The organism is Leisingera daeponensis, from assembly GCF_019801465.1.
Taxonomy (GTDB): Bacteria; Pseudomonadota; Alphaproteobacteria; order Rhodobacterales; family Rhodobacteraceae; genus Leisingera; species Leisingera daeponensis_A.
In genome coordinates this window covers 269,753-290,990 of record NZ_JAHVJA010000002.1, presented here as the reverse complement: position 1 = coordinate 290,990, position 21,238 = coordinate 269,753, and the positions used below count along the sequence as shown (strand labels likewise).

Annotated in this window: 22 protein-coding genes; 13 read left to right on the top strand and 9 right to left on the bottom strand. The window is 67.0% G+C overall.

Features of this window, described 5'->3' with window-relative positions; genetic code table 11:
* Positions 1 to 130 precede the first annotated feature (130 nt).
* Both KUV26_RS06195 and KUV26_RS06190 read left to right on the top strand, forming a co-directional pair.
* Entirely contained in the window at positions 131 to 748 is a 618-nt protein-coding gene (locus KUV26_RS06195; RefSeq protein WP_222507717.1) for a uracil-DNA glycosylase family protein, read from the top strand.
* The gene (locus KUV26_RS06190; RefSeq protein ID WP_222507716.1) at positions 745 to 1,536 is read left to right on the top strand and encodes an SseB family protein; all 792 of its coding nucleotides are present in this window, start codon (positions 745 to 747) and stop codon (positions 1,534 to 1,536) included. The genes KUV26_RS06195 and KUV26_RS06190 overlap by 4 nt, the downstream gene beginning before the upstream one ends.
* Before the next feature lie 234 nt (positions 1,537 to 1,770).
* On the opposite strand, the gene yghU is transcribed toward KUV26_RS06190, so the two are convergent.
* A complete protein-coding gene (gene yghU / locus KUV26_RS06185; RefSeq protein ID WP_222507715.1) occupies positions 1,771 to 2,646 on the bottom strand; it encodes a glutathione-dependent disulfide-bond oxidoreductase in 876 nt (291 codons plus the stop codon).
* A 271-nt stretch (positions 2,647 to 2,917) separates the two neighbouring features.
* Here yghU and KUV26_RS06180 point away from each other — a divergent pair, with 271 nt between their 5' ends.
* The gene (locus tag KUV26_RS06180) at positions 2,918 to 3,436 is read left to right on the top strand and encodes a YHS domain-containing (seleno)protein (RefSeq protein ID WP_222504554.1); all 519 of its coding nucleotides are present in this window, start codon (positions 2,918 to 2,920) and stop codon (positions 3,434 to 3,436) included.
* An 83-nt stretch (positions 3,437 to 3,519) separates the two neighbouring features.
* Here the strand turns inward: KUV26_RS06180 and KUV26_RS06175 are convergent, their stop codons facing one another.
* Both KUV26_RS06175 and KUV26_RS06170 read right to left on the bottom strand, forming a co-directional pair.
* The gene (locus KUV26_RS06175; protein WP_222504553.1) at positions 3,520 to 3,915 is read right to left on the bottom strand and encodes a cupin domain-containing protein; all 396 of its coding nucleotides are present in this window, start codon (positions 3,913 to 3,915) and stop codon (positions 3,520 to 3,522) included.
* A 165-nt stretch (positions 3,916 to 4,080) separates the two neighbouring features.
* A complete protein-coding gene (locus KUV26_RS06170) occupies positions 4,081 to 4,677 on the bottom strand; it encodes a GcrA family cell cycle regulator (protein WP_222504552.1) in 597 nt (198 codons plus the stop codon).
* 161 nt (positions 4,678 to 4,838) lie between these two features.
* Here KUV26_RS06170 and KUV26_RS06165 point away from each other — a divergent pair, with 161 nt between their 5' ends.
* On the top strand, positions 4,839 to 5,651 hold the full coding sequence (locus tag KUV26_RS06165; RefSeq protein WP_222507714.1) for an ABC transporter permease: 813 nt from the start codon (positions 4,839 to 4,841) through the stop codon (positions 5,649 to 5,651).
* Positions 5,652 to 5,670: 19 nt separating this feature from the next.
* On the opposite strand, the gene KUV26_RS06160 is transcribed toward KUV26_RS06165, so the two are convergent.
* Together KUV26_RS06160 and KUV26_RS06155 are read right to left on the bottom strand one after the other, a co-directional pair.
* On the bottom strand, positions 5,671 to 6,909 hold the full coding sequence (locus KUV26_RS06160; protein WP_222507713.1) for an MFS transporter: 1,239 nt from the start codon (positions 6,907 to 6,909) through the stop codon (positions 5,671 to 5,673).
* A gap of 131 nt (positions 6,910 to 7,040) precedes the next feature.
* The gene (locus tag KUV26_RS06155) at positions 7,041 to 7,952 is read right to left on the bottom strand and encodes a DMT family transporter (protein WP_222507712.1); all 912 of its coding nucleotides are present in this window, start codon (positions 7,950 to 7,952) and stop codon (positions 7,041 to 7,043) included.
* Between the two features lie 438 nt (positions 7,953 to 8,390).
* Here KUV26_RS06155 and KUV26_RS06150 point away from each other — a divergent pair, with 438 nt between their 5' ends.
* From KUV26_RS06150 to KUV26_RS06135, 4 genes are all read left to right on the top strand, one after another.
* The gene (locus KUV26_RS06150) at positions 8,391 to 9,566 is read left to right on the top strand and encodes an aspartate aminotransferase family protein (RefSeq protein ID WP_222507711.1); all 1,176 of its coding nucleotides are present in this window, start codon (positions 8,391 to 8,393) and stop codon (positions 9,564 to 9,566) included.
* Between the two features lie 79 nt (positions 9,567 to 9,645).
* On the top strand, positions 9,646 to 10,572 hold the full coding sequence (gene argF, locus KUV26_RS06145; protein ID WP_222507710.1) for an ornithine carbamoyltransferase: 927 nt from the start codon (positions 9,646 to 9,648) through the stop codon (positions 10,570 to 10,572).
* A 165-nt stretch (positions 10,573 to 10,737) separates the two neighbouring features.
* Positions 10,738 to 11,313, top strand: coding sequence for an isochorismatase family protein (locus tag KUV26_RS06140; RefSeq protein ID WP_222507709.1), 576 nt, complete (start codon positions 10,738 to 10,740; stop codon positions 11,311 to 11,313).
* A gap of 91 nt (positions 11,314 to 11,404) precedes the next feature.
* Positions 11,405 to 12,124 (top strand): SDR family NAD(P)-dependent oxidoreductase, encoded by a 720-nt coding sequence (locus tag KUV26_RS06135; protein ID WP_222507708.1) that lies wholly within the window; start codon positions 11,405 to 11,407, stop codon positions 12,122 to 12,124.
* A 62-nt stretch (positions 12,125 to 12,186) separates the two neighbouring features.
* Here the strand turns inward: KUV26_RS06135 and KUV26_RS06130 are convergent, their stop codons facing one another.
* From KUV26_RS06130 to hrpB, 3 genes are all read right to left on the bottom strand, one after another.
* A complete protein-coding gene (locus KUV26_RS06130; protein WP_222504544.1) occupies positions 12,187 to 13,668 on the bottom strand; it encodes an inorganic phosphate transporter in 1,482 nt (493 codons plus the stop codon).
* Between the two features lie 90 nt (positions 13,669 to 13,758).
* A complete protein-coding gene (locus tag KUV26_RS06125) occupies positions 13,759 to 14,217 on the bottom strand; it encodes an NUDIX hydrolase (protein ID WP_222504543.1) in 459 nt (152 codons plus the stop codon).
* A 209-nt stretch (positions 14,218 to 14,426) separates the two neighbouring features.
* Positions 14,427 to 16,874, bottom strand: a complete 2,448-nt coding sequence (gene hrpB, locus KUV26_RS06120) for an ATP-dependent helicase HrpB (protein WP_222507707.1) — start codon at positions 16,872 to 16,874, stop codon at positions 14,427 to 14,429.
* 283 nt (positions 16,875 to 17,157) lie between these two features.
* Here hrpB and meaB point away from each other — a divergent pair, with 283 nt between their 5' ends.
* From meaB to KUV26_RS06095, 5 genes are all read left to right on the top strand, one after another.
* Complete coding sequence (gene meaB, locus KUV26_RS06115; protein WP_222507706.1) at positions 17,158 to 18,135, top strand: methylmalonyl Co-A mutase-associated GTPase MeaB; 978 nt, start codon at positions 17,158 to 17,160, stop codon at positions 18,133 to 18,135.
* Positions 18,136 to 18,141: 6 nt separating this feature from the next.
* Positions 18,142 to 18,954 carry an alpha/beta hydrolase gene (locus KUV26_RS06110; RefSeq protein WP_222507705.1) on the top strand — a complete coding sequence of 271 codons (813 nt, stop codon included), beginning with the start codon at positions 18,142 to 18,144 and terminating at the stop codon, positions 18,952 to 18,954.
* 121 nt (positions 18,955 to 19,075) lie between these two features.
* Positions 19,076 to 19,366, top strand: coding sequence for a 50S ribosomal protein L28 (gene rpmB, locus KUV26_RS06105; RefSeq protein ID WP_019296104.1), 291 nt, complete (start codon positions 19,076 to 19,078; stop codon positions 19,364 to 19,366).
* A 139-nt stretch (positions 19,367 to 19,505) separates the two neighbouring features.
* Positions 19,506 to 19,856: a hypothetical protein gene (locus tag KUV26_RS06100; RefSeq protein WP_222507704.1), complete on the top strand. Its 351-nt coding sequence runs from the start codon at positions 19,506 to 19,508 to the stop codon at positions 19,854 to 19,856.
* Between the two features lie 58 nt (positions 19,857 to 19,914).
* Positions 19,915 to 20,403, top strand: coding sequence for a copper chaperone PCu(A)C (locus tag KUV26_RS06095; RefSeq protein WP_222507703.1), 489 nt, complete (start codon positions 19,915 to 19,917; stop codon positions 20,401 to 20,403).
* An 88-nt stretch (positions 20,404 to 20,491) separates the two neighbouring features.
* Here KUV26_RS06095 and KUV26_RS06090 read toward each other — a convergent pair whose 3' ends face one another.
* Entirely contained in the window at positions 20,492 to 21,196 is a 705-nt protein-coding gene (locus KUV26_RS06090) for an NAD-dependent deacylase (RefSeq protein WP_222507702.1), read from the bottom strand.
* Between the last annotated feature and the right edge of the window lie 42 nt (positions 21,197 to 21,238).

Sequence of the window (21,238 nt, the reverse complement as noted above, 5' to 3'; positions counted from 1 at the left end):
CTACGCCGGGAATTTGGCCTTATTATGTCGAATTGTGACATAAATCATCAGCCAAGTCTTAACCAATTTGCCTTGCCACTGGGCCGCAGGGGGCGGAAATTGCAGGCAGAGGAGGGGTTCGGGGGGAAAGATGCCTGTTTCCAAAGTTGAAACAATTGGCACCGCGCAGCAGTTGAAGGACCGGATTCGCAGCTGCCGGATCTGCGCGGAACGTTTTGCCGCCACCGCCACCGCGCATGACCCGCGCCCGGTGGTGTGGTTCCGCCCCTCCGCCCGCATCCTGATTGCCGGCCAGGCGCCGGGGCTGCGGGTGCATGAGAGCGGCCGGCCCTTCACCGATCCCTCCGGCGACCGGCTGCGGGCCTGGCTGGGGCTGACGGAGGCGGCGTTTTACGACAAGGACCGGGTCGCGGTGGTGCCGATGGGCTTCTGCTTCCCCGGCTACAACGGGAAGAAGGCCGATCTGCCGCCGCCCGCGGTCTGCGGAAAAACCTGGCATGATCAGGTGATGGAGCACTTGCCGGATGTGCGGCTGAAGGTGCTGGTCGGCGCCCATGCGCAGCGCTACCACCTGGGCATCAAGGGGCCGGTGACGGAGCTTGTCCGCGGCTGGCGGGATCATGCGCCGCAGGTCTTCCCCTTGCCGCATCCGTCCTGGCGTAATACCGGATGGCTGAAGAAAAACCCCTGGTTCGAGGCGGAGCTGCTGCCGGTACTGCGGGCCCGGGTGAAGGAGCTGATGACATGACCGAACAAACCCCGCTGGACCTGGCCCATGCCGCGATGGAGGCCGCGCCGCAGGATGATGCCGCCCGGCTGCGGTTTTACGAGCGGCTGGCGGATGCCGAGCTGTTCCTGATGCTGACGGAGGAGGCGGACGGGGATCAGATCTCGCCCGAGCTGTTCGAGACGCCGGAGGGCGCCTTTGTCCTGGTGTTCGACCGCGAGGAGCGGCTGGCCCAGTTTGCCGGCAGGCCCGTGCCGTACGCGGCGCTGTCGGGCCGGATCGTTGCGCAGATGCTGGCCGGGCAGGAGATCGGGCTGGGGCTGAACCTGGAGGTGGCGCCGTCCGCCTTCCTGATCCCGGCGGAAGCCATCAGCTGGCTGCATCAGACCTTGGGCCACGCGCCGCAGGAGGTGGAGGCAGGCGTCATCGAATTCACTGCCCCCAAGGGTCTGCCGGAAGCGCTGCTGACCGCGCTGGACGCCAAGCTCGCCACCGCGGGCGGGCTGGCGGCGGCGGCCTATCTGGCCGGCGTGCGCTACGAAAGCGGCGGGCAGGGGCATCTTCTGGGCTTTGTCGGCGCCAAGGAGGCCGCGCAGGCTTCATTGGCCAAGGCCGCCGGCGAGGCGCTCACCTTCTCGGGCATCGAGGCAGGGGCGATGGATGTCGGGTTCTTCGAGGCCGGGGATCCGGTCGCGGCCAGCCTGGCCCGCGTCGGCCTACGCTTTGACCTGCCGCAGCCGAAGGCGCCGCAGGAATTGAAGCCGGTGAAGCCCGGCAGCGACCCGGAAAAGCCGCCGCGGCTGGTCTGACCGGGCGGGAGCGCTCCCGCCTGTTCCTGCACATCTTTTGGATGTGCGTCACGGTTGGGCGTGGCGCTGTGCTGCGCACAGCGCGGGTGCTCTTTTTCTGAGAAGCGTTCAAGGGCAGTTTTGCCCTTGAAGCGCCATATCGAGGGTGTAGCCGCCTTTGACCGCCTCAAGGGAGAACCGCGCGTTGCGCGTCTGCCGGCGCAGCCCCTGATCCGGCCAAAGACGGGGGCTCGGTTACTCCGCCGCTTCCAGCTTGTCCTGGGTGCGTGTCTCGAAATCGCTGGCGTCATGGCGCTCATGCAGCTGGGTGGACGGATCGCCGGAGGTGCGGTTCACCATGCGGCCGCGCTGCACCGCCGGGCGGGCGTCGATGGCCTTGGCCCAGCGGACCACGTTCTTGTAGCTCCCTGCATCCAGGAACTCGGCGGCATCGCCATAGGTGCGGCCCAGCACCAGCTGGCCGTACCAGGGCCAGATGGCGATATCGGCAATGGTGTATTCGCTGCCTGCGGCGAACTCATGCTCCGCCAGCTGCCGGTCCAGCACATCCAGCTGGCGCTTGGTTTCCATCGTGAAGCGGTCAATCGGATACTGGAACTTCTCCGGCGCATAGGCATAGAAATGCCCGAAGCCGCCGCCCAGATAAGGCGCGCTGCCCATCTGCCAGAACAGCCAGTTCAGGGTCTCGGTGCGGTCTGCGCCCGCCTTGGGCAGGAAGGCCCCGAATTTCTCCGCAAGGTGCAGCAGGATCGAGCCGCTTTCGAACACCCGCACCGGCTCCGCGCCGCTGTTGTCCAGCAGCGCCGGGATCTTGGAGTTCGGGTTCACCCCGACAAAGCCGGAGCCGAACTGGTCGCCGTCGCCGATCCTGATCAGCCAGGCGTCGTATTCGGCACCCGCGTGGCCTGCCGCCAGCAGCTCTTCGAACATCACGGTGACCTTCACCCCGTTCGGCGTCGCCAGCGAGTAGAGCTGGAAGGGGTGCTTGCCCGCGGGCAGCTCTTTGTCGTGGGTCGCACCGGCGATGGGGCGGTTGATGGCGGCAAACTCGCCGCCGTTCGCCTGTTCCCATTTCCAGACTTTCGGCGGGGTATAGGGGGTGTCGCTCATCTGTCGGCCTTGTCCTGATTGTTTCCGGTTGCGGGGCAATCGCGCGCGCTGCGGCGATCGGTTCCGGCAGAGATAAGGAGATTTTCGGAAATTCCAATGACGGGAAGGTCTGCGCGCGGAAATTTTACAATCCGCTCACATCCTCTCGTCCCTGGACACAGAGCCGTGAGCCCCCCTTCGCATTTGCCGCGGGGGCGGTAATGTCAATGCCGAAGCCGGCCTGCGGGCCGCTGCCAAACCAGAAGCGATCACCGATGGAAGGGATGATTTCATGAAGCGTCTTGCATTTGCTGCTGCGGCAGCGCTGTCCTTTGCCCTGCCGGCCTTTGCCGGGGAGCAATATGTCGATGGCACCGGCTATGCGGTGTCCGGCTATGACGTGGTCGCCTACCGCAGCCTGGAGATGAACCCGGTCGGCAGCCCGCAGACGGCACCGGTGCGCGGCAGCACCGCGTTCACTGCGGACTACAATGGCGCAACCTGGGCCTTCGCCTCGGCAGAGAACCGCGACGCCTTCCTGGAAAACCCGGCCTATTACGCGCCGCAGTATGACGGCCACTGCGCCTATGGCGTCTCGAAGGGCGGCAAGGTTCCGGCCAACCCTAACCTGTGGCGCATCGTCGATGACAAGCTGTACCTCAACATCACCGACGTGGTGGTCGGTTTCTGGGAAGAGGACATCCCCGGCAACATCACCCTGGCCGAAGGCAACTGGCCGGGCATCGAGGGGAAAGCGGCCTCTGACAGCGTGATCCCGAAATTCAATTCGGAAGGGCCGGTCGCCAACTGACGGCAGCAGGCCGCTGCGCCGCTCCCGGTTGTTCAGACAGCAGGGGGCGGCGTCCGGTGCCGGGCTCGTGCGGCGGAAACCGGCTAGTTGGCCACCATCAGCGGTTTGCCGGCCTCTCCCACCTGGAAGACAACGATCTTGGCCCGCTCCGTTGTGCTGGCGTTTGAGCCGGTCATACTGATGTTCGGCCTTTCATAGAAGGCTTGGCCTGCGCCGTATTCGACAGGAGCTTCTCCGTCGACGTCAATCTTGACGGTTCCCTCGATCACATAGACGAAGACGTGTCCCGGGTGGTAGTGATGCTCGGTCTGCCAGTCCGGATCAACGTCGAAGACAACGATATGGGCTTCGGTTCCGGGCATTCCTTCCAGTTCGGTCTTCAGGACCGTTTCCGATACGGTGTCGGCTGATGCCGGGCTGAGAGACAGGGCGATCGCTGTGCCAAGGGCGGCGCAGGCCGCGGATGCAGTGCGTTTCATTTTGGCCTCCTCGATGGGTCAGGCCCGCCGCCGCCAGGGCGGTGGCGGACGCCCCCATCATACACGGTTTCAGAGGTTTCCGGCAGAAGGCGAGGCCGCCGGCGCCGCGGACAAGAAAAAGGCGCCCTCGCGGACGCCTTCAATTCTTCCGATCGCGGGATGCGCTCAGCGGCGGCGGTCGCGGCGCGAGGACATCGGCTGGAAGGCCACGCCCACATGCGCCTCGCAATAGGGCTTGCCCTGCTGGGCGGGCAGGCCGCAGAACCAGAAGTCCTCGGTCGCCGGGTCGCCCACCGGCCATTTGCAGGTGCGCTCGGTCAGCTCCATCAGGCCCAGCTTCTTGGCCTTCTTCTCGATCTCGTTGACCTTGGCCAGCGCCTCGGGGCTGATTTCATTGGCCGAGGGCTGCGGCGGCAGCGGCTGGCCGGCCGGGATGATCTGGCGGCGCGCAGGCGTTGCCGGCTTGGCGTCCGACGCGGGCTGCGCCGCGGCCGGGCGCGCCGGTTCGGTCTTGGGCTGCGGCTTGGGCTTGGGCGCGGCGGCAGGCTTGGGCGCGGCGGCGGCAGGGGCCGCGGCGGGCTTTTCCTTGGGCTCGGCCGCTTTGGCGCCGCCGCTGTTGCGGTTGGACAGGCCGAGCCGGTGCACCTTGCCGATCACGGCATTGCGGGTCACGCCGCCCAGTTCCTTGGCGATCTGGCTGGCCGACTGGCCCTCGCCCCACATTTTCTTGAGCAGTTCGACGCGCTCGTCTGTCCAGGACATATGTTGCCTTTCCAAGCTAATAGCGGCCCCAGGGTTTCTGCGGCCGCCATCCTAATCCGTATGATCGCCCTATTTTAATCACTGCGGGCGGAGTTACAAGGCATCTTGCGCCTATTGCCTCAGCCGTTATGCAGTCAGGCCAAGGAAATTCAGGGGGCATCATGGCAGACCGTGGCTATCAGGTGGAATTGGGCGCGCGCCGCTTCGGGCGGGTGAACTGGCTGGGGCTCAGGGCGCTGGCCTGGCGCGAGGTGAAGCGGTTCCTGGCGGTCTGGACCCAGACCCTGCTGGCGCCCTTGGTGACCGCGGCGCTGTTCCTGATGATCTTCAACATCGCCATCGGCCCCAGGCGCGGCGATGTGATGGGGGTGCCGTTCCTGACCTTCCTGGCGCCGGGCATCATGATGATGACGGTGATCCAGAATGCCTTTGCAAACACCTCATCTTCCATCGTGATTGCCAAGGTGCAGGGCAATATCGTCGACACGCTGATGCCGCCCCTGTCGGGGCTGGAGATCCTGCTGGGCTACCTGGCGGGCGCGGTGGCCCGCGGCACGCTGGTGGCGCTGGGCATCGGTCTGGGGCTGATGGCGGTGCTTCAGATCGTGCCCGCACATCCGCTGACGGCGCTGGTGTTCATCGTGCTGGGCGCGGCGTTCCTGGGCGGCCTGGGCATCGTTGCCGGGGTGTTTGCCGACAAGTTCGACCAGATGGCGGCGATCACCAATTTCATTGTGACGCCGCTCGCGTTCCTCTCTGGCACCTTCTATTCCGTGGAGGCGCTGCCGCCGGTGCTCAAGGTGATCTCGCATCTGAACCCGGTGTTCTACCTGATCGACGGAGTGCGATTCGGGGTGATCGGCACCTCCGACAGCCCGCCGATGCTGGGGCTGGCGGTCTGCAGCGGCGCCACCTTTGCCGTCTGCCTGCTGGCCTGGGTGATGCTGCGCACCGGCTACCGGCTGAAACCCTAGGGTCCTGTCCCCGGCGCCGCTACTCCGCGGGCAGCGGGTCTTCCGCGGAGACCGGCGCCAGCTTGCCGCGCCCCAGCCGCGGATGCAGCTTGCCCGCCAGGAAGGCGGCATAGGCGGTGGCGGCGGCCCCGGCGGCAAAGATCCCGGCCAGCGGCGCCGCCATCAGCACCAGCCAGGCGGCCCCCGGCGTCAGAATGCCGGAAATATCCCGGTAACTGGAATAGACCGCCGACATTTCGGTGCGCTCGGAGGGTTTCACCGCCATCAGGAAGGGCAGCCCGCCGCAGATGTCCAGGAGAATCAGCGCCGCCGATCCCGCCATCAGCAGCGCCACCGAAACGGCGGGCCAGCCCTGCAGCGCCGCCGCGGCGCCGAAGCAGGCGGAGACGGCCAGAAACCCCGTGCGCACCGCCATGCGGATCGAATGCCGCTGCACCCAGCGCTGCAGCAGCGGTGCGGCGAACAGGCAGGCGTTGGTCGCTGACAGCAGGATGCCGCCCAATTCCTGCCCCAGGCCCTTCTCGATGGCAAAGATCGGCAGGTAGACGACATAGATCCACCAGCCGGAGGAGCGGATCACCGCAAAGAGGAAGCCGGTGACCAGCCGCGGCTGCTCCAGAAACCGTGGCAGGTATTTGAGCGGGCTGGAGGCCGGGCCGCGGGCGCGGGCGATCTGCTTGCCGTTGCCCATCCGCATCCACCAGAAGGCCGCCAGCATCAGGGCCGCGGCGGCGGCGGAGATCAGGAAGGGGGCGGGCGCCCAGACCTCCAGAAGCAGCACGCCGGTCATCGGCCCGGCGGTCCAGCCGAGCGCCGAATAGAACATCCGCGAGGTCTCGCATCTGCCCAGCTCGACCCGGGCGATGTAGTCGAGCACATAGGCGTTGAAGCAGATGAAGGTGGTGACCGCCGCCACGGTGTTGAGCGCCAGCGCCGCCAGCACCGCAGGCGGGCTGCCCTCGACCGCCAGGGCTGCCGAGGCCACGAACATCAGAGCGCCCAGGCTGTAGGCCCAGCGGCGCGGCACCAGCCGGATCAGCGCGGGCACCATCAGCCCGGCCAGCAGCGACAGGACGCCAACCGCGAAATAGGAGGCAGAAACCAGCCCGGCATCCCCCAGCGCCCGGTACATGATCAGCGGAAACACCGAGATCAATGTGCCGCGCACCACCGCCTCAAGCCCGGCCAGGATTCCGAAATCCCGGACCGAGGGCACCGGCGCGTGGCGCAGCCATTCGGGGATTCGCCTTTCGTGCATCTGTCATCTCCTGTCCTGCTAACAGGCAGGGTGGCGCGCCGGGCAGGCGGAAATTGCCGGTTTTCGACCTCGGCGTCGCCGCCGGGCCATTCAAGTGAAATAACTTTTCGTGGGGACGGTTCGGGCGCGGGCTATTTCACCGCAGCCGCCGCGCGGCCTGCAGGGGGCCGCACCCGGCCTTCGCGCCAGGCCAGGATGGCAGCCCCGGCCAGGATGATGCAGGCGCCAAGGAAGGACACCGCATCCGGCACCTCGCCGAAGCCGAGGAAGTCGTAAAGCGCCGCGAAGACCAGCGTGGCATAGCTGAACGGCGCGACAAAGGACGCATCGGCCCGCGCCATGCCGTTGATGAAACAGGCCTGGGCACAGGCCATCAGGAGGCCAAGCGCTGCCAGCGCGCCCCATTGCGCCGCGCCCGGCATCTGCCAGACCGGCAGCACCGCGCAGCTGGCGATCATCATCCCCAGAAGGTTGTTGAACCACAGCACCTGCAGCGGCCCTTCGCGGCCCGCCAGCTTCTTGATGAAGATCAGCTCCAGCCCCATCACCGCTGCCGCCCCCAGGGCCAGCAGCGCCGCGGGCTGAAAGCTGGCCGGCGCGGGCCGCAGCAGGATCATCGCGCCGACCATCGCAACCAGCGCAGCGCCCCAGCGCCAGGGGCCGACCCGCTCTCCCAGGAGCGGGATCGCCAACAGCATGCCGAACACAGGGTTCAGGAAGGTGATCGCGGTGGCATCCGCCAGCGGGATGTAGGCCACCGAGGCAAACATCAGCGTGACCCCGGCCCAGCCGAAGGTCGTGCGGCCGATGTGATAGCCCCAGTGCGGCCGGGTGAATCTGGGCCGCAGGATCAGCACGGCGGTTGAAATGCCGATGAAGGCAAACAGGAACCGCCCGTGGCTGATTTGCATCGGGTGCAGCGGCGCCCCCAGCAGATCCGTTCCCAGCGCCTTGGCCATCAGCGTGGTGCCGGCAATGAAGGTGGTTGCCGCCAGGATCAGGGCGGCGGCCAGGGCCGGGTTCTGCGGTGTTGCGATGCTCATGGCACAAGCGGTGCGGCAAGCCGCCGCGGGATGCAAGCGGAAAGGCCTCGGCCGCTGACGTAATTTACCGCTAGGGCAGGGGCGCTGCCCCGCAGGCTTGCTCGGAAAAGGGGCGCTGCCCTCTTGGCCTGGCGGCCAATTCACCCGGAGTATTTCAGCAAAGAAGAATGAGCCGGGCGGCGGGCTGCGGCGAAACGGCGGGGCAGGCTGCACAAAAGGGGTTTTCTTTCACCGAAACCTCCACTATGGAACCCCACCATGATCAAACGCGCTTATATCACCATCTCGCGACGCCGACGCCGCCTGGCGTGACCGGCTCCTGATCCCCTGTGCCTGCCGTGCAGCACATCCCCCATTTGAAATCCGCTGATCCACCGTTGACCCAAGGCCAAGCTTACGTCACAGCTTTGGCTTCCACCTTTGAAAAGGATGATCCCGATGATCCCGTCCGTTCTGCCGACCTACAACCGTGCCCCGCTTGAGTTCGTCAAAGGCGAAGGCGCCTGGCTGACCGCGGCGGACGGGCGACGCTTCCTGGATCTGGGATCGGGCATTGCCGTCAACGCGCTGGGCCATGCCCATCCGGCGCTGGTGGAGGCGCTGACATCGCAGGCGCAGAACCTGTGGCATGTCTCCAACCTCTACCAGATCCCGCAGCAGCAGGCGCTGGCGGACAAGCTGGTGGAGCATACCTTTGCCGACACCGTGTTCTTCACCAACTCCGGCACCGAGGCCTGCGAGCTGGCAGTGAAGATGGCGCGCAAGTATTTCTACGACAAGGACCAGCCGGAAAAGGTGGAGATCATCACCTTTGACGGCTCCTTCCACGGCCGGTCTTCGGCGGGGATTGCTGCGGCGGGGTCCGAGAAGATGATCAAGGGCTTCGGCCCGCTGCTGCCCGGCTTCGTGCATCTGACCTTCGGCGATCTGGACGGCGTCACCAATGCCATCACCGAGAAAACCGCCGCCATCCTGATCGAGCCGGTGCAGGGCGAGGGCGGCATCCGTCCGGTGCCGGATGCCGAGCTGAAGGCGCTGCGCGCGATCTGCGACGAGCACGGCCTGCTATTGATCCTCGACGAGGTGCAATGCGGCGTCGGGCGGACCGGCAAGCTGTTTGCCCATGAATGGGCGGGCGTGGCCCCGGACATCATGATGGTGGCCAAGGGCATCGGCGGCGGCTTCCCGCTGGGCGCGGTGCTGGCCACCGAGGAGGCCGCCAGCGGCATGACCGCAGGCACCCACGGCTCCACCTACGGCGGCAATCCGCTGGGCTGCGCGGTGGGCTGTGCAGTGATGGATCACATCGCCGACGAGGCCTTTCTGGCGGAAGTGAACCGCAAAGCGGGCCTCATGCGGCAGAAGCTGGAAGGGCTGGTTGCCGATCACCCCGAGGTCTTCGAGGAGGTCCGCGGCGCGGGCCTGATGCTGGGGCTCAAATGCAAGGCGGTGAATGCCGATGTGGTGAAGGCGGGGTATGACAATGAGCTCATTACCGTCCCGGCTGCGGACAATGTGATCCGCCTGCTGCCGCCGCTGACCCTGACGGACGAGGACATCGCCGAGGCCGTCAGCCGCCTTGAAAAAACCGCCGCCCAGGTGGAAGCCTCCTGATCTTCACCTTTGCAGAAATACTCCCGGGGGTCCGGGGGCAGGCAGCCCCCGGCCTTCGTCAGAACAAAGCGATACGACCATGAACCATTTCCTCGACATCCACAAAACTGATCCGGCCGAGCTGCGGGGGATCATCGACCAGGCCAAATCCACCAAGCTGGCGCGTCTCGGCCGCCCCAAGGCGGCGCTGGATGACGAGCTGCCGCTGAAGGACCGGATGGTGGCGCTGATCTTCGAGAAGCCCTCGACCCGGACCCGGGTGTCCTTCGACGTCGGCGTGCGCCAGATGGGCGGCCAGACCATGGTGCTCAGCGGCAAGGACATGCAGCTGGGCCATGGCGAGACCATTGCCGACACCGCCCGGGTGCTGAGCCGCTACGTCGACATGATCATGATCCGCACCTTCGACGAGACCGTGCTGACCGAGATGGCGGAATATGCCGATGTGCCGGTGATCAACGGCCTGACAGACCGCACCCATCCCTGTCAGATCATGGCCGATATCCTCACCTACGAAGAGCATCGCGGCCCGATCAGGGGCAAGAAGGTGGTTTGGGCCGGTGACGGCAACAACGTCTGCGCGTCCTTTATTCACGCTGCCGGGCAGTTCGGCTTCGACCTCACCTTCACCGGCCCGGCGCAGCTGGACCCGGAGGGGGAGTTCATGGGGCTGGCGCGCAAGGCGGGCTCCAAGATCGTGGTCGAACGTGATGCCTTCAAGGCGGTTGAGGGTGCTGATCTGGTGGTCGCCGATACCTGGGTGTCGATGCATGACAGCCAGTCCTCCAAAGAGCGCCGCCACAACATGCTGCGGCCCTATCAGGTAAACGACGCGCTGATGGCCGCTGCCAAGCCGGATGCGCTGTTCATGCACTGCCTGCCGGCCCACCGCGAGGAAGAGGTGACCTCTGCCGTGATGGACGGCCCGCAGTCGGTGATCTTTGACGAGGCCGAGAACCGGCTGCACGCGCAGAAGGCGATCATGCGCTGGTGCCTGGGCGGCTGACGCCGCCGCGTTCCGCTCCTGCCAGGGCGCACAGCAGTTCATCCTGCTGTGCGCCTTTTTCATGCGGCTGGCCTAAGTAACGCAAGGGCATTGGCTTTTGCGCTGGCCCTTGCACCCGCGATCGGCAACCCTTCCTGCCGAGGATTTCACCGCAAGGATTTTTCCATGGATCGCAGCACAGCCCTTCTGATCGTCGACATGCAGCAGGAAATGGCCAATGTGGCGGCCACGGGCCGCCCGCAGGCCAACCCCGGGGCGGAGGAGACGGTGGCAAGGATCGCCGCGGCCTTCCGTGCGGCGGGGCTGCCGGTGGTGCATGTGCTGCATGACGACCCGCGCCCCGAAAGCAGGTTCCGCCGCGATCTGCCCAGCGGCCGGCCCTTGCTCTGCGCAGCGCCGCAGGACGGCGAGGCGGTGTTCTGGAAGTCCGGATCCTCCGGGTTCTGCGGCACCGGGCTGGACAGCCATTTGCGTGACGCGGGCGTCAGCCGGCTGGTGATCGTTGGCGGCGTGGCGGCGTTCTGCGTGAACTCCACCGCGCGCTCTGCTGCCAATCTGGGCTTTGATGTCGTAGTGGCGGAGGACGCGCTGATCGCCTTTGACCTGCCCGCCCGCAACGGCGGCATGCTGGATGCCGAGGTGGTGCTCGAGGTCACATTGTCGGCTTTGCACGCAGGCTTTGGCAAAGTGGTGCGCGCGGAGGATGTGCTGGCGCAGCTGCCCGCCGGGGCGGAAACCTGACACGCCGGCCGCCAGAGCCGCCGCTTGACAGGCCTTGCGCCGCCTGCGGATTGCCGTCAGCATTTCTGCACGGGAAAGGGGAGGGTAAGCCATGGCACGGAATCCGGCAGCGCCGCAGGCGCTGATCGTCGGGGCGGGGACAGGTCTTTCCGCGGCCTTCGCCCGGCAGCTCTCCCCTGCGGGCTATGCGGTGCATCTGGCAGCGCGCAATCCGGCCAAGCTGGAGCTGCTGGCGGCGGAAACCGGGGCAGAGCTGCATCCGCTGAACGGCACCGACGCTGAAGGAACTTCTGCCTTGATAGACAGCCTGCCCGGCGATCTGCGGGTGGCCTGCTACAACCCGTCGGCCCGGCTGCGCGGCCCGGTGGCGGAGCTGGACCCGGAGGCGGTGCGCAAGGCGGTGGAGATCACCGCCTATGGCGCCTTTGTGCTGGGGCAGGCGGCGGCCAAACGGATGCTGGCGCAGCAGTCCGCGGACGGGCGGCTTGGCACCATCCTGTTCACCGGGGCCTCTGCGGGGGTGAAGGGGTTCGCGCACTCCGCGCCTTTTGCCATGGGCAAATTCGCGCAGCGGGGCCTGGCGCAGTCGATGGCGCGGGAGCTGCATCCCAAGGGCATTCATGTCGCCTGGGTCAATATCGATGGCGGCATCCGCAATGCGTCGCGGCCGGAGCGGGTTGAGGCCGCGGACAACCCCGACAGCATGCTCGACCCGGAGGCCATCGCCCGGGAATACATGCATCTGATCCGCCAGCACCGCTCCGCCTGGAGCGATGAGCTGGTGCTGCGGCCCTGGGTGGAGCGGTTCTGATGAAAAGAAAAACCCCCGCGGCCGGATTGGCGCGGGGGTTCTTTGTTCAATAGCGGTGCGGCTTAGCCGACAAAGGTGTTGAGCAGCATGTAGATCACCGCGGACAGCAGCGCGGCGGCGGGCACCGTGATCACCCAGGCAGCCACGATAGTCATGAAGTGGCTGCGGCGCACCAGCTTGCGGCGGCGGCGTTCTTCCGGCGCGATGCGCTTTGCCTCCGGGCGGCCCGCGGCGGATTTCTTCAGGCGGCGCTCCATGTGCCACTCGCGGAAGAAGCCGACGCCGAACACCGCACCCACTGCGATATGGGTGGAGGAGACCGGCAGGCCCAGCCAGCTGGCCACAATCACGGTGATCGCCGCCGACAGCGACACGCAGTAGGCGCGCATCGGGTTCAGCTTGGTGATCTGGCTGCCGACCATGCGGATCAGCTTAGGGCCGAACAGGAACAGTCCGAAGGAGATGCCGAAAGCGCCGATCACCATCACCCAGGTCGGGATCGCCACCTTGGTGGCGAAATCGCCGAATTCGGTGGCGTGCACGATGGCCGCCAGCGGGCCGACCGCGTTGGCGACATCGTTGGCGCCATGGGCAAAGGACAGCAGCGCGGCGGAGATCACCAGCGGCAGGCCGAACAGCGCCTTCAGCGACTTGTTGCGGTTTTCCATGCCTTCGGACTGGCGCTTGATCAGCGGCGCGGTGACGACATAGGCCAGCGCCCCGATGCCGGCGCCGATCAGCAACGCGGTCTGCAGGTCGATCTTGACGATCCTCTTCAGTCCCTTCAGCGCCAGGTACGAGGCGAAGGCGCCCGCCATGATGGCGACCAGAACCGGCACCCAGCGGCGGGCGGCAGCGATCTTGTCCTCCTGGTAGATGATCTTGGCCTTGATGAAGGCGAGGAACAGCGCCGCGATAACACCGCCCAGCACCGGCGAGATCACCCAGCTGGCGGCGATCTTGCCCATGGTGGGCCAGTTCACCGCGGCGGTGCCCGCGGCGGCCACGCCGGCGCCCAGCACGCCGCCGACCACCGAATGGGTGGTGGAGACCGGCGCGCCGACCCAGGTGGCCAGGTTCACCCACAGCGCCGAGGAGATCAGCGCCGCCATCATCGCCCAGATGAACACGTTGCTGCTGGCCACCGCGGCGGGGTCGATGATGCCCTTGGAAATGGTCGAGACCACGTCGCCGCCTGCCAGCAGGGCGCCCGCGCTTTCGGCCACGGCGGCGATTACGATGGCGCCGCCCATGGTCAGCGCGTTTGCGCCAACTGCCGGGCCCATGTTGTTGGCGACGTCATTGGCGCCGATGTTGATCGCCATATAGGCGCCGAATGCGGCGGCGGCGATCACCACCATGCTCATGGCGGAGCCGCCGAAGAAGACACCGGCGCCGAGGCCAGCCAGCACGATGAAGGCCAGCGCAATGCCGGGCGCCACCAGCGGGCGGGAGACATAGCTTGTCGCCAGTTCAAGCTGGGAGATCCGGTTCAGATCCTTGTCCAGCGTGGTCCATTGCGTGCGCTGTTCTGCATCGCTCATCGTCGAATTCCTGATTCAGAGAGTTGCGCACGCGCCTATCCTCGCAGCCGCCCGGGCGCAAGGTTTTGTCATAAAAATGTCACATAATTTTTACAGTTGGCGCAAAACGGCCTGCAATTGCGGCTCGTGCACCAGTTCCGCGGCCTGTTCCGGCGTCATCCACTGCCGGGTGCGTTCGGCGGATTCCGGGTAGTCATCCTCCAGCTGCTCCACCTCGGCGGCAAATATCAGGGTGGTGACCGGCTCATCCAGGCCATGCTCGCGGCGCTTCACGTAATGGTACTCGCCGATCGGCTGCTTGGATATGCACGCTTTCCGGACCCCGGCTTCCTCCCAGGCTTCCTGCAGCGCGGATGCGGGGCCGTCCTTGCCCTCGACCGGCCAGCCCTTTGGGATGATCCAGCGGCCGGTGCCGCGGCTGGTGATCATCAGCACTTCCTTGCCGTGCTCGCCGGTGCGGTAGCACATGGCAGCAACTTGCAGGCGGTTGGGTCGTTTCAGCATCGGCCTGAGGATTTCCTCCCAGGCGCGGGTCAGCGTGCGGGTCATGTCTGCTCAGCCTTGTTGTGTTGGGATCGTCCCGTTTTTTTATGCTTAGTTGTGGAAAAATATGCGTGAATGCCCGGAGTTTCAAGGCAAGCGCCGGCCTCAGGCGGGAAATCCTGCATTGGCACGGCACTTTTTGCGCTGGTATCGCGGCTGCTGCAGGAACCCGCAGGAAAAGGCGGTTGTAACCGTGGCCCGCGGGATGCGCGGCGCTACTTGCGCCGTTTTGCCCGCAGCGTCGGGTCTTCCTGGGTAGGGTCCTCGGGCCAGGGGTGCTTGGGGTACTGGGCGCGCATGTCCTTGCGCACATCCGCATAGGAGCCGGCCCAGAAGCCCGGCAGGTCGCGGGTGATCTGGATCGGCCGCTGGGCCGGCGACAGCAGGGAGACCTTCAGCGGCACCCCGCCCGCGGACGGATGCCGGGTGACGCCGAACATTTCCTGCAGGCGGACCGAGATTTCCGGGATCTCGCCATCATAGCTGATCGGGATTCTGCGCCCCAGCGGCGTGATGAAACTGCCCGGTGCCTCACGGTCCAGCAGCTGCGTCTGCTCCCAGCTGAGCGCCGCCTTCAGCGCGGGCAACAGGTCGAAGCGTTTCCAGTCCTCGGCGGATTTCACCCCGTCCAGCATCGGCAGCAGCCAGTCCTCCAGCGTTTCCGTCAGGCCGGGACGGGAGAAGTCCGGCAGGTCAAAGCCTTCCGCCCGCACCAGTTCCACCCGCGCCGCCAGCCGCGCGGCCGCCCCTGACAGCCGCAGGCCCAGATCACGCACCCCGTCCAGCATCGCCTGGGCCACCGCGTCCGGCGGCACGTCCTTCCAGATCCGGTCGTCCAGCACCACGGCGCCAAAACGTTCCTGCTGGCGCGCCGCCACCCGGCGGTCGCGCTTGGACCACTCGCAGCTGTCCTCCCAGGCAATTTGATCGGCAAACAGCTCGCGGATTTCCCCTTGCGAGATTTGCGCCGCCATCCGGATATTCGCCTCGCGCGGGTTGCCGTCGGTGTCCAGCGCCACGAGGAACGGCGCGCCCGCCAGCGTGTCGCCGCCGTCCAGAACGGCCCCTTTGCCACCCGACAGCACGAACCGCGGGCTGTCGCCCTTGCGGCGCTGGCCGATGCGGTCGGGATAGGCCAGCGCGGCCATCATTGCAGCGGACAGGCCTGCGTCCCGGCGGCCCGCCTGTTTCTCCAGCCGCCGCGCCTCGCTCTTGATCCGCTCCACGACGGGACGGTTCAGCTGATAGGGGTGGTTGCGTTCGAACCCCTTGGGGTCCCGCAGCGCCTTCAGCCGCAGGGACAGGTCCGCAGGCGCCCCGCGCAGCGGGTCGCGCTCTCCCAGCAGCGCTGCCAGCGGCGCCGCCGCAGGGCCTGCCTGCAGCAGCATGTGGCCGAGCCGCGGATGCAGCGGCAGGGCGGCCAGCGCCTTGCCATGCTCCGTGATCCGCCCCTGCGCATCCAGCGCGCCCAGCATGTGCAGCAGCGCCTGCGCTTCGGCCATCGCACCGACAGGCGGCGGGGTCAGGAACATCAGGTCCTCCGGCGCGGCCCCCCACAGCGCCAGCTCCAGTGCCAGCGCGGTGAGGTCGGCGCTTTCGATCTCTGCCGGCGGAAACGCCATCAGGGCGCCTTCCTCGCCTTTGGTCCACAGCCGGTAGCAGATGCCTTCCGCCACACGTCCTGCGCGCCCCTGCCGCTGGGTGGCCTCGGCGCGGGTCACTTTCTCTGTCACCAGCCGCGACATGCCGGAGCCGGGATCAAACCGCGCGCGGCGCGCCTGGCCCATGTCGACCACCACCCTTATGTCCTGAATGGTCAATGAGGTCTCGGCGATAGATGTCGCCAGCACCACCTTGCGGCCCTGCGCCTCGGGCTGGATCGCGGCGCGCTGCTCGGCAAAGGGCAGGGCGCCGAACAGCGGCCGGATATGGCAGTGGCCGGGCAGGCGTTTTGCCAGCGCGCCGGCGGCACGGCGGATTTCGCCCTCGCCTGGCAGGAACACCAGAATGCCGCCGCCGGTTGCCTTTGTGTCCCTCTCTGCCTGCACCACCAGGTCCGCTAAGGCGTCCACGCGCCGCGCCTGGGCGGGCAGGGGGCGGTCCAGCCAGCGGGTCTCCACCGGATAGCTTCGGCCCTCGGAGGTCACCATCGGCGCCTTCATCAAACCCGCCACCGGCTCGGCGTCCAGCGTCGCCGACATCGCCACGAGGATCAGGTCATCGCGCAGCGCGCCCGCCACCTCCAGGCACAGGGCGAGGCCCAGATCGGCATTCAGCGAGCGCTCGTGGAATTCGTCAAAGATCACCGCGCCAACGCCGGGCAGGTCCGGGTCCGACTGCAGCATCCGGGTCAGGATGCCCTCGGTCACCACCTCGATGCGGGTCGCCTTGGAGACCTTGGCATCGCCGCGCACCCGGTAGCCGACGGTCTGGCCCGGCTTCTCCCCCAGCGTTTCCGCCATCCGCTCGGCGGCGGCGCGGGCGGCCAGCCGGCGCGGCTCCAGCATCACGATGCGGCCCTGGGTCAGCCCGGCCTCCAGCATCGCCAGCGGCACCCGCGTGGTCTTGCCCGCGCCGGGCGGCGCCTGCAGCACGGCACGGCCGCGGGCGCGCAGCGTGTCCAGCAGGTCGGGGAGGGCGTCTTCGATCGGCAATCTTGTCATGTCCGCCTTATCGCCAATGCGGAGGGGGAGGTCTAGCGGCGTCATGGCTGGACTTCGTGGCTGCAGCGCCGCCGGGCGTGGCGCCGGTCAGGACATGGATGACGGTATTTGGAGTGATGCGCCCCCCTTTCGCAAATCTGCCATACGCAAACCGGGGCAGGCGCGGCGGATTTGCCGCCTTTCCCGGGGCCGTGTCTGATGTAGGGTGCGCGGCAGACGGCAGGGGCTGGACTTTGCGGCATGGCTTGCGCCAAGGTCCGCCCATCACGACAGGAAGACGCGCATGGATACCGAACAGCTGACACAGAAAATCCTCGATGGCGACCGCCGGGCGCTGGCCCGCGCCATCACCCTGGTGGAAAGCGGCCGCGAGGATCACCGCGCCAAGGCGGGGGAGCTGCTGTCGGGCCTTGCGAAGCACAAACGCCAATCGCTGCGCATTGGCCTGTCGGGCACGCCCGGCGTGGGCAAATCCACCTTCATTGAAAGCTTCGGCATGATGCTGACCGGCCTCGGCCTGCGGGTGGCGGTGCTGGCGGTCGATCCCAGCTCGGCGCGCTCCGGGGGGTCCATTCTGGGCGACAAGACCCGGATGGAGCGTCTCAGCCGCGAGCGCAATGCCTTCATCCGCCCCTCTCCCAGCCAGAGCCACCTGGGCGGCGTTGCCCGCCGTTCGCGCGAGGCCGTTGCCTTATGCGAGGCGGCAGGGTTCGACGTGGTGCTGATCGAAACCGTCGGCGTCGGCCAGTCGGAAACCGTGGTGGCAGAGATGTCGGATCTGTTCCTGCTGCTGCTGGCGCCTGCGGGCGGCGATGAATTGCAGGGGGTGAAGCGCGGCATCATGGAAATGGCCGACCTCATTCTGGTGAACAAGGCGGACGGGCCGCTGAAGCCCGTCGCCACTCGCACCTGCGCCGATTACGCTGGCGCCCTGCGCCTGCTGCGCAAGCGGCCGCAGGACCCGGAGGGCTTCCCCAAGGCGCTGATGGTCTCCGCGGTGGAGGAGCACGGGCTGGAACAGGCTTGGGAGGAAATGCAGGCGCTGACCGCCTGGCGCAAGGAAAACGGCCATTGGGACCGCCGCCGCGCCGATCAGTCCTGCTACTGGTTCGACCAGGAGGTGCGCCAGGCGCTGCTGGCGCGGCTGCACACCGCCAGAGCCCAGGCCGCGATGGCAGAGCTGTCCGGCCAGGTGGCCGAAGGCGTGCTGACCCCGGCGGCGGCGGCGCAGCAGATGCTGCAGGACCACCTGAAGGGTTGAGGCCGGATGCGGGAAACCCGGGTCTTCGACGGCACGCATCTGCGCGCCTCGCTGTTCAATCCCGGGCAGTCCAGGCTGTTCGTCAGCTTCCGCCAGCGCACCGCGGAGGCCGGGCAGTTTTCCCGGGCGCAAGCGGTCAGGACCTTCACCCGCGCGGGCTTCAGCCACCTGCACCTGCAGTCGCGGCTGAACGACTGGTACATCAACCCCGACACCGCAGCGCTGGAGGCCGCATTGCAGGCGTTCTCCGCTGCTTTTGATGAGGTCGCCGCGATGGGTTTCTCCATGGGCGGCTATGCGGCGCTGCGTTTTGCCAGGGCGCTGAACCTCTCCCGGCTGGTGGCAGTGTCACCGCAGATCTCGATCTCGCCGGAACATGTGCCCTTCGACCGGCGCTATCGCAAACACGCCGATGGCTTTGATCCGGAGCAGGGTGCGCTGGCAGGGCGCGGCCACCCGGTGCAGGGCGCGGTGCTGGCGGATCCGTTCCGCCCGGCGGACCTGGTGCATGCCGAAATGATCCAGATGGTGTTCCCGGGCCTGGCCATCGCCCGCCTGGCAGGCGGCGGCCATCCGGCGACCCAGGTGCTGCGCCAGGGCCGCGGGTTTGCAGCACTACAGCAGCTCCTGTTGCACGGCGGAGCCGCGGCACAGGGGGCCGTCGCCCTGCACCGGCCTGCGCGCCGCAACAGCCCTGTTTACTGGCAGCATCTGGCGGCGCAGGCGGAAAAATTCGGCCGCAAACAGCTTGCGCAGCAGGCCCGGCAGCGTCATATGCAGGTTGCGGTGGGGAAAGCACCGGAAAACGCTGGCAGATGACTTGACCCCGCCCGCGATTCCTCCTACACGCATCCAACCAGTTTTCGGGCGCAGCCAATGGCCGCGCCCCTTGTGATATGGCACCGGGCTGCCGGCGCCTCCAGAAACGAAGGATGAAGATATGTCGCGCCGTTGCGAACTGACCGGAAAAGGCCCGATGACTGGCAACAATGTCAGCCACGCCAACAACAAAACCAAGCGCCGCTTTCTGCCCAACCTGAACGACGTGACTCTGCAGTCCGAAGTTCTGGGCCGCGGCGTCAAGCTGCGCATCTCCGCAGCTGCCCTGCGCTCTGTCGACCATCGCGGCGGCCTGGACGCGTTCCTGGCCAAAGCCAAGGACGAAGAGCTGTCGGCAAACGCGCTGAAAGTGAAGAAAGAGATCGCCAAGGCACAAGCCGCACAGGCTTGATAATCCTGGCCTGATCCCTTCACCGGATCGGATTACACACACCGCGCAGGGGCAACCCTGCGCGGTGTTTCTCGTTTGCGCAATCTGCCGCAGAGCCGGGCCTTGCAGGCCGCGGGGCAAGCAGGCATATCTGCCGGAGATGACACGCATCCTGCGCATATGCTTTGGCCTGTTGCTGGCCCTGACGGTCGCCCTGACCGCGCACAGCGCCGCCGCCCGCCAGGGCGAGCGTGACGCTGCCGGGCAGATGGTGATCTGCACCGGCACCGGCCCTGTCACCATTTATGTCGACAGCGGCGGCCGACCGGTAAAGCCGCCGCACAGCTGCCCGGATTGCGTGATGCATGTGCTGGACGCGGTGGCGCAGCCTGCGGGGCTGCTGCTGCCGCTTTTGGCTCGCAGCGCCGCAGTGGCGGGGCAGGTTGCTGCCCTTGCGTCCGTTCAGAAAATTCTCTGCGCCAGCGCCCGGGCGCCGCCAGCGGCTGCCTGACCGGCAAGCCGGACCAACCCGCCTGAAATTCGAAAATCAAAGTATGAGGAGACAGGATATGTCCCTGAAGTCTGTTGTCTTTGCAGCCGCGGCAGCCGCTGCCTTTGCCACCTCCGCCTTTGCAGGTGACGCCATGATCATGGTGCACGATCAATACGCGCGGGTGTCCTCGCCCGCGGCCAAGGCCGGCGCCGCCTTCATGGAGATCATGAACAAGGGCGAAGCCGACGACCAGCTGATCGAGGTGCGCTCCGGCGCGGCGGCCAAGGTGCAGCTGCACACCCACAAGGAAAGCGGCGACGGCGTCATGAAGATGATGCATGTGGAGGAGGGCTTGGCCGTGCCCGCGGGCGGAACCCGCATGCTGAAGCGCGGCGGCGACCACATCATGTTCATGGGCCTGAACCAGTCGCTGAACCACGGTGACGTGGTCAAGGTCACGCTGGTCTTTGAAAAGGCCGGCGAGGTTGAGATCGACGTGCCGGTGGATCTGGAGCGCAAGGCCGGGGGCCACGGCCATGGCGGTGACTCCGGCCACTCCAACTGATCCGCAGGGGCGGGGCGGGCGCGGCGTCAGGCTGCGCTGCAGCCCTCCTTTGCGCCCAAAGCCCGCCCCTTGGCGGGCTTTGGGCTGTCTAGGGCGGGCCGAGCAGCTCCGCCACCCAGGCCGGAACAATCTCGCTGGCCGGGCCAAAGCGGCGCTCGGCAAAGCGGGAAGCGGTGGCGGAGGGCTCCAGGTTCAGTTCCACCGTATGGGCGCCCGCCAGCTGTGCCTCGTCAACAAAGGCCGCCGCCGGGTAGACCTCGCCTGAGGTGCCGATGGCGGCAAACAGATCCGCCGCCGCCAAGTGGGCGTAAATCTCCTCCATGAAATACGGCATCTCGCCGAACCAGACCACGTCGGGCCGCCCCGCAGGCGCCGTGCAGGCGGGGCAGGGCTGGCCGGCCTGCATCCGCACCGGCGCTGCCCAGCGGTGGCCGCAGGCGCCGCACAGCGCCCCCGCCAGCGTGCCGTGCATGTGCAGCACCTTCAGCGCGCCGCCCGCCTCATGCAGGCCGTCCACGTTCTGGGTGACGATCACCACCTCGCCCGGATGCTCCCTTTGCAGCCGCGCCAGCGCCAGATGCGCCGGGTTGGGGTCTGCTCCGGCGGCCTGGGCGCGGCGGGTGTTGTAGAAGCGGTGCACCAGGCCCGGATCGCGCGCGAAGCCTTCCGGTGTCGCCACATCCTCGATCCGGTGCTGCGCCCAGAGGCCGCCTTCATCGCGGAAGGTGCCGAGCCCGCTTTCGGCGGAAATCCCGGCGCCGGTCAGGATGACGATCTTCGCGCTCTTTTCCATTTGCCGCAAACCTCCTATCACTGGCCCAGGATCACAGGAGCC